The sequence below is a fragment of the Alkalibacterium kapii genome (assembly GCF_007988865.1).
Taxonomy (GTDB): domain Bacteria; phylum Bacillota; class Bacilli; order Lactobacillales; family Carnobacteriaceae_A; genus Alkalibacterium; species Alkalibacterium kapii.
In genome coordinates this window covers 1-10454 of record NZ_BJUY01000034.1, presented here as the reverse complement: position 1 = coordinate 10454, position 10454 = coordinate 1, and the positions used below count along the sequence as shown (strand labels likewise).

Sequence of the window (10454 nt, the reverse complement as noted above, 5' to 3'; positions counted from 1 at the left end):
TTTTTGGTACGTCACATCTCAAAAAAGGCACGCATAATGGAAATTAACGAATAAAAAGAGGCTGACAATCAGCCTCTTTTTTCCTACTATTATCCTCGGTTTTTACGTGCTTTTCTGTTACTTTGCATGATACTCCATGAACGTTTGATGGTTCCTAATAAATTAGTGTCAGAATAAATCAATACATTTGAGCGGTAAAATGCCAAAGATACGAAAGATATCAGTATAGCGAAGACGAATGTTCCTGTAATCGACAACCAGACTCCCAATGTTGAAACCGTGTCGGCCGCTATTCTAAATGGCATCACAAAAGGTGTAAACAGCGGGATGTATGAAAAAACTTCAACGAAGGTATTATCTGGAGAATTAAATGCGAATATCCCCACATAAAAACCAATCAGAGCCATGAATACAATAGGAGTCACAGCTTTGTTTACATCTTCCATTTTAGTTGCCAGTGAACCGAAAAAGGCCGCTAAAACGACATACATCAATACACCTACGATAAAGAATATCAGTGTATAGCTTAAAAGTTCCTGGAGGATCGCACCAAGATCTATTTCACTAAGGACACTTTGAACGATATCAGCATCTTTAAAGTACATATAAGCACCAAAACCTATAATTACATAGATACCTATTTGTGTCAGCAATACCATCATGACGCCAGTCAATTTCCCAAAGAAGTGATTGGTTGCGCTGGCGCTGGACAAAATGATTTCCATAATCCGTGTGCCTTTTTCGTTCGCGACTTCTTCTGCGATGATGCCTGCATAAGTCATAATAAATACCATGATTGCTATACTAACAAAGTAAGCTCCACCTTGCTGAATCATTTGATCAGAAAAGTCTTCTTCAGTTAACGTACCTTCTTCTATATCCACGTACTTTTCATCTAAACTGACAGGTTCAGACAATGCAGCAACTTCCTCTGGAGCCAAATCCAATTGGTCGGCTCTAAGCATCATCTGGTAATTCGATAAACTTTCCTGAATAAGTCCTGATTGTTCTGAAAAGTCGTCAGTATATATCAGCTGACCGTCGACTATGGTGTTTTCTACATCAGCAATCAAGTACCCAGCGATAGACTCGTCGAGTAAAGCCTCCTCAGCTTCAGCTTCTGTCGTGATTTCTTCATCAACTTGGAAGTCCCATTCTTGATTTTTGAACATTTCGTTGATCGTGTCATCTTCGGATATAACAGCTATCGATGTATCTGGCCCTACTTGCTCTTCTTGGGAAAAATAATAAGTTAATCCCGCTATGAAAGCTACTAGTACGAGTGGTGATAATACCATTGCCAGAAAGCCAAATGATTTTATATTTTTCTTGTAAACTTCCTTGGTGATAACCCAAAATTTATTCATTATGTTCACCAGCCAATCGTTTGAATATTTCTTCTAAAGTAGGCGGCTGTTGGCTGAATGTTGGGATATAACCATTTTTGGTTGCTTCATTAAAGATGAGCTTCCCATCTTCCGTATCAGTCAGATAAACCACGTCAATGCCGTCATTCGTTTTTTCCACCTGTTTTACGCCAGGGAACTGAGCCAGTTCGTCATGAGTTAAATCGGATTCCAGAAACAACTTCGTTCTACCAAACTGTTGGCGAATATCTTTCACTGTTCCATTTAAAACAGGCTTCCCGTTTTTCAGCATGATCAGACTGTTGCACAATTCTTCAACGTTATTCATATTATGACTCGAAAAAATAATACTTGCTCCATTTGCCTGTGCTTGTCGTATACCATCTTCCAAGAGCTCTGCATTTACGGGATCGAGTCCACTGAATGGTTCATCCAAAATAATCAATTCTGGTTCATGGATCAATGTCGAAATCAGCTGTACTTTTTGCTGGTTACCTTTTGATAATGTTTTGACTTTGTCTGTTTTCTTACCTTTTACCTCAAACCTTTCAAGCCATTCGTCGATCAGCGGCTTGATGTCATTTTTTTTCTTGCCCCGCAGTTGTGCAAAATATAAGAGCTGATTTTCAATAGTTACCTTAGGATACAGGCCGCGTTCTTCCGGAAGATAACCGATTTTATTGAATGTTTGCGTGGTCAGATACTTGCCATTCCAAAGCACGTGTCCCATGTCAGGTGTCAGCAAGTTTAAAATCATACGGAAAGTCGTTGTTTTTCCGGCACCATTTTGACCGATCAGACCCATGATTTCGCCAGGCTCGATCGTGAAATCAAGCTCATCTACAGCCGTAAGCGATCCGAAGGTCTTTTTCAAATCTTTTACTTCTAGCATGTCTCTCCTTCTTTCTGTCATAGATTGATCATTCATTTATTTAAATGAACTATCATTATTTACATTGTATAATAATCCATTGGCTATGTCATCAGACTTCAGAACGAAAAAATTCATATTTTGTTCATTTTTTCTTCATATTTAAGTTCCATATTCAAGCTGATACTTTCCATTATACCATTCGCTTATAGTAAACCCAACCCGAATAAGCCCCAGGTATCGCTATCCAGGTAAGGATCCCATAGGTAACCACTTCATTCACGTCTACGCCAACTATAAAAACAATCACCATAATGATGACGATTGGAAAAGTAATGTATCCTAACCACCGGTGTGCCGCTTTCCATGTTTCAGCATCCCTGATAGTCCATGGCAGTCGAAGCCCCATATAACGATTAAAGGGTAATTTAGGTGCAGTATTTCCAAGTATCCCCATAATAGCAAGCACAATTAATAAAGTTATTCCACTGTCATTATCATCTATCAGTCTTTGTGCTTTTGGATACCATAATATAAAAGTAAACAGGGTTGTAAAAAACACTATAAAAAATCTGTTTAGTCGTCTCATTGTTTTTATTTTAGGATTTGTTTCTGATAATCGGGCAATTTTTGGAGTATACCAGTCCAGCAGTCCTAATCCTATAATTATTCCTACGCCGGTAATGGTGACGTACCACTGATTTCTTTGCTGAAAAAATCCCAGTGTCAGTATAAGTATGGATACCACTGTAAGGGGCCATATCATTGCAGGTTTTTTCATAGATCATTCTCCTTTTCAAAATAATTCATAAATCCACTTAGCGCTTCTTGAAGGACTGTCAAATTGATCGAGTATATACGGTACAATCCTTTTTTTTCAGCACTCACCAGCTCTGCTTCTTTCAGGATTTCCAGATGCTTGGAAATCGCAGGCTTGGATATATCAAAATGCTCAGCTATTTCTCCTGCTGTCATATCCTTATCGCGCAACAGAGCAAGGATTTCTCTTCGGGTTGGATCACTTAAAGCTTTAAAGACACCACTCATCTACCTGCCTTCTTTCTATCCACAATTCTATATTTAACTATTTAACTAATTAGTTAAATATAGTATACACCTTTTCTTTTTTGAGTCAACTATACTCCTCTTTCAAAAAACCGACTTAAAAAAAGAGAGGACAATGCCCCTCTCTTTCAATAAATCATTCATCTATCCTTCTATTATTTTTATATAAAATGTACGTTCTCTAGGACCGTCAAACTCTGTAAAATAAACGCTTTGCCATGTCCCTAAAATAATTTCCCCTTTATGAATAATAAGTGATTCACTTGCTCCGATCAGCGATGATTTCATGTGTCCATCTGAATTCCCTTCCATGTGAACAAAATAATCATGATTCGGAAATGTATCATTCAGTGCTCGTTTCAAGTCTTTCTTGACATCCGGGTCTGCATTTTCGTTGATTGTGATACCTGCGGTCGTGTGTGGACAATATACCTGCATGAGACCTTCTTTTACTCCACTTTCTTTTAAAGCATCATTAAGATAAGAGTCAAGCTCTTTGAATTCTTGTTTATTTCCTGTGGACAAACTGACTTTTTTTAAATAACTCATCTTTTTTCCTCCTTTGTCTTCTTTATTAATCATAACTAATTCAAAAAATTAATCCAAAGAGAAAGAACTGAGTGTTTTATGACGCTGACCAGTTATTTAAACATAAACAAGAAACATTAACATTTTCACAATATAATTAAACGAATCATAGAAATTATGATAAACTACAGTAAAAAGGATGATCAAAAATGAACATTGGTTTTATCGGATTCGGAAATATGGCAAAATCCATTGCAGAAGGACTTATAACGCAAAAAATTTTAGAAAAAGAGAATCTTGTTTTTTCTACACGCTCCCAAGAAAGCCGGTTGGCTATTGAAAAAGAATGGCAAATAACAGGGGTAGAATCTAACCAGCAGGTCTTGGATCATTCGGATATCGTGTTATTGGCTGTCAAACCTTACCAGGTCGACCGTGTCTTAAAAGACCTTTCAATCCCTCAAAACGTTCTGATTTTATCTATCGTGGCTGGCTACAGAAGTGAACAATTAGCTCATTATGTACCTGCCGAACAATTTATCCGGACGATGCCGAATCTAAACGCACAAGTCAATGCATCAATGACTGCCCTTGTGGATAATGAACATGTTTCTCTTAAAGATATGGAAAAAGCACAAACCATTTTCAGTGCTATTGGTGAAGTTGTCGTCATTCCAGAGGATCAATTAGGCATATTCATCGCATTGGCCGGGAGTTCACCAGCACTTGTTTTTTTATTTATCGATGTGTTGTCACGAACAGCTGTCAAATATGGGATGTCAAAAGAACAGGCTACAAAAATCACAGCCCAGGCAGTTCTGGGCAGCGGAAAAACGGTGAAAGAAGCTGAAGAATCCCCTTATAACCTGATTGATGAAGTTTCTTCTCCTGGTGGGATAACGGTTGAAGCTGTTTTAAACTTACTGGCTTCTGATTTTTCTTCTTCACTGATCGAAGCTGTTGATAAGATGGTGGATAAAAATGACAGCATGTCAAAGAAAGCCGATGAATAATTTAAAGACTCGTTACCCCTTGTCTTTTGGGGCAGCGAGTCTTTCTTTTTTCTTCTTCTTTCTGTCTCTCAACTCTTTGAAAAATGAGGTCAGTAAAGTACGGCATTCCTCTTCCATGACGCCACTGTGCACCTCACACTGATGATTCAAACGCTCATCTTCCAGCACGTGCATAAGTGTTCTGACAGCCCCTCCTTTAGGGTCTTTCGGACCGTAGTAAACACTCTTTAATCTGGCTAAAACGATGGCTCCGCTGCACATGACACACGGTTCAAGAGTAACAAATAAATGACAGTCCTCCAGCCGCCAGTTCCCCAGCGTTTTATTTGCCTCTTCTATAGCAATCATTTCGGCATGGGTCGTAGCACGTTGAGATGTTTCTCTTTGGTTATACCCCCGCCCGATAATTTTATTATCTTTGACGACGACTGCTCCAATAGGCACTTCATTCAAGGCACTTGCTTTTTTTGCTTCTTTAAGTGCTTCTCCCATCCATTTTTTAATTTCTATTTCTGTAAATTCAGACATTTTTTCCGCTCCATTTTTTCTTTTACCTGCATGTGTTTCTAAAAAACCATAAACAGTGGTAAAATAAGAATAGCATATTTAAGGAGGAAATACAGTGGATTTTTCCAAGTTGAAAAAAATCTATCCTGAAGCAACTTTAAATAAAAAACCTTTTTTAAACGAAGAAACATTTCGTATGTCATATAAAAATCAGTGGATACATATCCCTAAACACGTTTTAACTGAAAAGGAAATCACCATACTTGACCTTTTAAAAAAAGAAGCTCAGCCTGACACCTTTCCATCCACTCAGTCAAAATGGTTCCAGTTTCTGGAAGGCAGCCTGGAATATCCACCACAAACAGAATCAACTATTCGTTTGATCCAGCTCGTTCTGGAAAAAATAGATAATCAATTCGATCATGCTATTTGGATCGATTCTATAGCGCAGATTTTTGAATCTGTATTGGATGTGTTTTTCATCTCCCAGGACACATGCTATATTATTCAAGGCCATAACACGAAAGCCCTCACTCAAACAGAGCTGTATGGCATGCTGAAAACACTGGAAGATGACTTCTCGATTCGAACAAATGCTTATATTGGTCAGTTCTGGCAGCCTGATTCTGCACTGAAGGCGATCTTAAGAGAAGAAAGACAGATTTTTCAAGAAGAGTATGATCATCTCGATTATCGAATCAACTCACTCTCTGATGTGGCACTGAAATACTTTACCAAGGAAGCTTTAGCTCAAAGCATGATCATCGATGCTATGAAAGAAAAAATCCTGGAACAGCCTGACTGGAAAGAACTGATTTTTGCCTTGTGGGAAAATCAGGGAAATATCAGTGTAGCAGCCAAGCAACTTTTCGTTCACCGAAATACCCTGCAGTATCGTATAGACCGATTCTATGAATCAACTGGATTATCCTTAAAGGATATGAATGATTTACTCTTAAGCTATTTACTTGTTTCATAAACAAAAAAGACTGGGAATTATCCCAGCCTTTTTTGTTTTTTAGGATACTATTTAATTCTGATACAGTAATTTCCATTATCTGTTTGAAAAGCAATTTTAACCGATACGTACTTTATTTCAGGCTACTATCTTTTAAGTTTTTTCATGACTTTTTTTGATTCTTTTTTCTTATCAAGAACATAGTCTTTAAGGTCATCGGTCATATCTGAAAATTTTTCTTCCAAGTCTTTTACTTTGTCAGCAGTACCAAGTAAACTATTGATTTCATCATCAGATAAATTATTCACTACATTTTTAACTTTTTTATTCCCATGAAATTTACTGCCAACATAATGTTTCGCTTTCTGGCGATTTACAGCTGACTTTGTTTTCATCTTCGCTTTATCCGAGGTAAACAACAGAGTGATCAACCCAAATAGAAAGGCTACCCCAACACCGATCAAGATATTTTTCTGATTATCATCCCACTGATTCTTTTCATGCATATTATCTTCATCCCTTCATTAATTGATTACGTTCATCTTAACAAATAATTTATTGAAATACTAAAGATAACCATTACATTCGAGTATTTAGACGATATTTAGAATAAAGCTGAATGAGCTGACCTTTTCATAGGTTTTCACATTTACTTATTAGCTACCGACTGACTCTTATTGGTTTTTTTTGACTCTCTAACTTTCAACGTGATTTCCCCTTTTGTCGCACCAAGTGTTACTTTATCACCGAAACTGATTTCTCCGGCAAGCAGAGCTTCACTCAGACGATCTTCAAATTTGTTCTGTATGGCGCGTTTAAGAGGTCGGGCACCGTATTCAGGGTCAAATCCTTCCTCTGCAATAACATCCATTGCCGCTCGGGTAATCTTGAGTTCAATTCCCAGTTCATTTATTCTTTCGATTACATTTTTAGTCAGTAGTTGAACGATTTCTCTCAGTTCTTCTTTTTTAAGTGAATGGAAGACGATCGTGTCATCCACACGGTTTAGAAACTCAGGCCGGAACGCATTTCTCAATTCTTCACGAATACGTTTTTCCATGGCATCATGGTCAAACCGTTTATCGACAGCGCCAAAGCCGACCGATTTTTCATCGCGTAAGGCTGTTGCACCTAAGTTTGACGTCATGATCATGATCGTATTTTTGAAGTCTACTTTTCGACCCTTTCCATCAGTCAAGAGTCCATCATCCAAGACCTGCAGCAAGATATTAAAGACGTCCGGATGAGCTTTTTCCACTTCATCAAGCAAAATGACTGAGTAAGGTTTTTGACGGATCTTCTCCGTCAACTGTCCACCTTCATCATAGCCTACATATCCTGGCGGTGAACCGACTAGACGGCTCGTACTGTATTTTTCCATAAATTCAGACATATCCACGCGAATAAGCGCTTCTTCACTGCCAAACATTGCCTCGGCAAGAGCTTTGGCCAGCTCCGTTTTTCCGACGCCGGTAGGACCAAGAAACATGAATGAGCCGATTGGTCTATTGGGATCTTTCAAGCCACTACGTGCACGTCTAATAGCCTTGGAAACAGCAACGACTGCTTCTTCCTGACCAACGACACGCTGATGCAGGACTTCTTCAAGTTTCAGGAGTCTTTCGCTTTCTTTCTGTTCCATTTGATTAACTGGGATGCCTGTCCACTGGGAAACAACTTCGGCTATGTCTGAAGCGGTGACTTCCAGCTGATCATTCGTACCTTGTTCATCTTTTTTTATTATTTTTTCCAGTTTACGACGCTGACGCATTTCCTTTTCCCGGATTCGGGCTGCCCGTTCAAAATCCTGTGACTGAATCGCTTCTTCTTTTTGCTTCACTAGGTCTTCCAGTTTTTCAGTTTCTTTAGATAATGTTGTGGGTGTATCACTGTTATCCATTCTGATTTTAGAGGCCGATTCATCCATCAAGTCGATTGCTTTATCAGGCAATTGTCTGGATGTAATGTAGCGTACTGAAAATTGTACTGCTGCTCTAATTGCCGCATCTGTTATTTTAACATCGTGATGGTCTTCATAGCGTTTCCTTAATCCAAACAATATCTCTTCTGCTTCTATCTCAGTCGGTGGATCAACATGTATCGAAGCAAAGCGTCTTTCAAGTGCGGCATCTTTTTCGATATGCTTTTGGTATTCATCCAGTGTAGTGGCACCGATCGTCTGCAATTCGCCACGAGCAAGAGCCGGTTTCAAAATATTTGAAGCATCGATCGCTCCTTCTGCGCCCCCAGCCCCAATCAAAGTATGCAGTTCATCAATAAATAAAATGACTTTGCCATCGTGATAAATTTCATCGATGATTTTTTTCATCCGTTCTTCAAATTCCCCGCGATATTTAGTTCCAGCTACAAGCGAACCCATATCTAACGTCATCAGCCTTTTATCAGCCAAAACTGGGGGCACTTCCCCTGAAATGATTTTTTGAGCTAGACCTTCAGCAATGGCTGTCTTACCCACTCCAGGCTCGCCAACCAGAACAGGATTATTTTTTGTCCGACGGCTTAAAATCTGTATGATTCGTCGGACTTCTTTATTTCTACCGACGATGGGATCCAATCGGTTTTCGCGTGCCTGCTGCGTTAAGTCTCGTGCAAGCGAATCTAATGTAGGCGTGCCATTTGGAGATTCCTGATTCCCTTTTACAGGCCGTCTATTATTCAGTTTGCTTTTCGCACTGTTCATTTTAGTTCCAAGTTTTTTCAGTACCAGCTGTCTCGCTTTAGCTAAATTAACATCTAGATTATTCAGGATTTTTGCAGATAAAATATTCTCATCTCTCAAAAGGCCTAATAATAGATGTTCCGTTCCCACTAAGGGTCGCTTCATTCGTCGGGCTTCATCCGTAGCATATTTAATAATTTGTCTGGCTCTGGGAGAATATGGCAGAATCGCCTGCTTTGGCACAAACTGGCTTGAGCCGTATATTGAAAAATGCTCGATTTCATCTTTAACATCTTCTTCATTGATACCCAGATCTCTTAATGTTTTCCCTGCTATTCCTTCATTTTCAATGACCAGCCCTAGTAATAGGTGTTCTGTACCCACAGTACTATGGCGGAAAGATTTAGCTTCCTCTTGAGCAATAAGCAGTGCTTTTTTTGCTTTATCTGTAAATAATTCGTTCATATTGGTTAGTCCGCCTTTCTTTTATTGGGTTCTTCGTAGCTTAAATTGGCTAACATCGAGCGCAAAAGGTTTGCTCGAACACGATTATCTGTTACCCGGTCCCCTGTATACAGTGACTTATCCATAGCCACGATCATCAATTTGGCTTCACGTTTAGTAATGATTTTATCATCGTAAAGTCTTTGAACCACTGACTTTGCATCTCTTTCAGTAATATTGTTCCCTATAATTTCAATCATTGTGTTCAGCATATCTACTTCATCAAGTACTTGAACCTTAATAATGCGGATATATCCGCCGCCCCCTCGCTTACTCTCGACAAGATAACCTTTTTGTATAGTAAAACGAGTGTTGATAACATAATTGATCTGGGACGGAACACAATCGAAACGTTCAGCAATTTCACTTCGTCTGATTTCGACTTGTTCTTTTTGTTTCAATACTTTTTTTAAATAAGCTTCGATAATATCAGTCATATTTTTATTTTCCATAAGTGTAAAGAGATTTTCTCAGCCCAGGAATAAACTCTACGTATTTCCTGGCTCGCTCCCTTCAGGTTACCCCCCTTTATAGCGATCTTTAACTTCATTTAATAGTGAATTTGACTATTTTTGACTAATAATAATTATACCAATAAATTTAAATAATTAAAAGAGAGATGCTACAGATAACAGGAACCCCTTAAAGGCTCACTTGAAATCAATTATATCAAAAAAGACTGAGACAAAGTCCCAGCCTTTTTCAATGACTATGCATATTGTTATTGTTATTTTAACCAATTACCGTCTACGTTCTGAACCATATACAACAAATACCGATTATCGCGTGCGTTATCAAACCAATAATGCGAACATGACTATTTTTCTGCCATGCGCTTTTATAATCAAAGTTTCTTCAACGCGCCCTAAAGGATTTGAACCCTTAACCGCCTGATCCGAAGTCAGGTGCTCTATCCAATTGAGCTAAGGACGCAATGTAATAAAAATATTCAGTATATGAA

At 38.6% G+C, this 10454-nt stretch carries 11 protein-coding genes and 1 tRNA gene; 2 read left to right on the top strand and 10 right to left on the bottom strand.

Translation table 11 applies throughout. The features are described from left to right. Nucleotides 1-89: 89 nt before the first annotated feature. The 5 genes from AKA01nite_RS08745 to AKA01nite_RS08725 all read right to left on the bottom strand — a co-directional run bounded on the left by AKA01nite_RS08745 (nucleotide 90) and on the right by AKA01nite_RS08725 (nucleotide 3852). Nucleotides 90-1367, bottom strand: a complete 1278-nt coding sequence (locus AKA01nite_RS08745; protein WP_146924944.1) for an ABC transporter permease — start codon at nucleotides 1365-1367, stop codon at nucleotides 90-92. Next, nucleotides 1360-2259, bottom strand: coding sequence for an ABC transporter ATP-binding protein (locus tag AKA01nite_RS08740; RefSeq protein ID WP_146924943.1), 900 nt, complete (start codon nucleotides 2257-2259; stop codon nucleotides 1360-1362). The genes AKA01nite_RS08745 and AKA01nite_RS08740 overlap by 8 nt, the downstream gene beginning before the upstream one ends. A 172-nt stretch (nucleotides 2260-2431) precedes the next feature. Further along, a complete protein-coding gene (locus AKA01nite_RS08735) occupies nucleotides 2432-3019 on the bottom strand; it encodes an SdpI family protein (RefSeq protein ID WP_146924942.1) in 588 nt (195 codons plus the stop codon). Beyond that, a complete protein-coding gene (locus AKA01nite_RS08730) occupies nucleotides 3016-3285 on the bottom strand; it encodes an autorepressor SdpR family transcription factor (RefSeq protein ID WP_146924941.1) in 270 nt (89 codons plus the stop codon). The genes AKA01nite_RS08735 and AKA01nite_RS08730 overlap by 4 nt, the downstream gene beginning before the upstream one ends. A gap of 162 nt (nucleotides 3286-3447) precedes the next feature. Continuing rightward, entirely contained in the window at nucleotides 3448-3852 is a 405-nt protein-coding gene (locus AKA01nite_RS08725; protein ID WP_146924940.1) for a secondary thiamine-phosphate synthase enzyme YjbQ, read from the bottom strand. 188 nt (nucleotides 3853-4040) lie between these two features. On the opposite strand from AKA01nite_RS08725, the gene proC reads away from it, so the two are divergent. Next, a complete protein-coding gene (gene proC, locus AKA01nite_RS08720; RefSeq protein ID WP_146924939.1) occupies nucleotides 4041-4844 on the top strand; it encodes a pyrroline-5-carboxylate reductase in 804 nt (267 codons plus the stop codon). A gap of 12 nt (nucleotides 4845-4856) precedes the next feature. Here the strand turns inward: proC and tadA are convergent, their stop codons facing one another. Then, nucleotides 4857-5372: a tRNA adenosine(34) deaminase TadA gene (gene tadA / locus AKA01nite_RS08715; RefSeq protein WP_146924938.1), complete on the bottom strand. Its 516-nt coding sequence runs from the start codon at nucleotides 5370-5372 to the stop codon at nucleotides 4857-4859. 94 nt (nucleotides 5373-5466) lie between these two features. Between tadA and AKA01nite_RS08710 the strand changes: the two genes are divergently transcribed. After that, on the top strand, nucleotides 5467-6330 hold the full coding sequence (locus tag AKA01nite_RS08710; RefSeq protein WP_146924937.1) for a helix-turn-helix domain-containing protein: 864 nt from the start codon (nucleotides 5467-5469) through the stop codon (nucleotides 6328-6330). Nucleotides 6331-6455: 125 nt separating this feature from the next. On the opposite strand, the gene AKA01nite_RS08705 is transcribed toward AKA01nite_RS08710, so the two are convergent. The 4 genes from AKA01nite_RS08705 to AKA01nite_RS08690 form a co-directional block, all read right to left on the bottom strand. Beyond that, nucleotides 6456-6815: a hypothetical protein gene (locus tag AKA01nite_RS08705; RefSeq protein WP_146924936.1), complete on the bottom strand. Its 360-nt coding sequence runs from the start codon at nucleotides 6813-6815 to the stop codon at nucleotides 6456-6458. A 143-nt stretch (nucleotides 6816-6958) separates the two neighbouring features. Continuing rightward, nucleotides 6959-9454 carry an ATP-dependent Clp protease ATP-binding subunit gene (locus AKA01nite_RS08700; protein WP_146924935.1) on the bottom strand — a complete coding sequence of 832 codons (2496 nt, stop codon included), beginning with the start codon at nucleotides 9452-9454 and terminating at the stop codon, nucleotides 6959-6961. A gap of 5 nt (nucleotides 9455-9459) precedes the next feature. Then, entirely contained in the window at nucleotides 9460-9945 is a 486-nt protein-coding gene (locus AKA01nite_RS08695; RefSeq protein WP_146924934.1) for a CtsR family transcriptional regulator, read from the bottom strand. Between the two features lie 407 nt (nucleotides 9946-10352). After that, nucleotides 10353-10426 (bottom strand) — tRNA-Arg (locus AKA01nite_RS08690). Between the last annotated feature and the right edge of the window lie 28 nt (nucleotides 10427-10454).

What these genes read in the sequence shown, in the direction of transcription:
- AKA01nite_RS08700 (WP_146924935.1), bottom strand. Translation starts at nt 9,454, where the DNA reads ATGAACGAATTATTTACAGATAAAGCAAAAAAAGCACTGCTTATTGCT.
- AKA01nite_RS08695 (WP_146924934.1), bottom strand. Translation starts at nt 9,945, where the DNA reads ATGGAAAATAAAAATATGACTGATATTATCGAAGCTTATTTAAAAAAA.
- proC (WP_146924939.1), top strand. Translation starts at nt 4,041, where the DNA reads ATGAACATTGGTTTTATCGGATTCGGAAATATGGCAAAATCCATTGCA.
- AKA01nite_RS08730 (WP_146924941.1), bottom strand. Translation starts at nt 3,285, where the DNA reads ATGAGTGGTGTCTTTAAAGCTTTAAGTGATCCAACCCGAAGAGAAATC.
- AKA01nite_RS08705 (WP_146924936.1), bottom strand. Translation starts at nt 6,815, where the DNA reads ATGCATGAAAAGAATCAGTGGGATGATAATCAGAAAAATATCTTGATC.
- AKA01nite_RS08745 (WP_146924944.1), bottom strand. Translation starts at nt 1,367, where the DNA reads ATGAATAAATTTTGGGTTATCACCAAGGAAGTTTACAAGAAAAATATA.
- AKA01nite_RS08740 (WP_146924943.1), bottom strand. Translation starts at nt 2,259, where the DNA reads ATGCTAGAAGTAAAAGATTTGAAAAAGACCTTCGGATCGCTTACGGCT.
- AKA01nite_RS08725 (WP_146924940.1), bottom strand. Translation starts at nt 3,852, where the DNA reads ATGAGTTATTTAAAAAAAGTCAGTTTGTCCACAGGAAATAAACAAGAA.
- tadA (WP_146924938.1), bottom strand. Translation starts at nt 5,372, where the DNA reads ATGTCTGAATTTACAGAAATAGAAATTAAAAAATGGATGGGAGAAGCA.
- AKA01nite_RS08735 (WP_146924942.1), bottom strand. Translation starts at nt 3,019, where the DNA reads ATGAAAAAACCTGCAATGATATGGCCCCTTACAGTGGTATCCATACTT.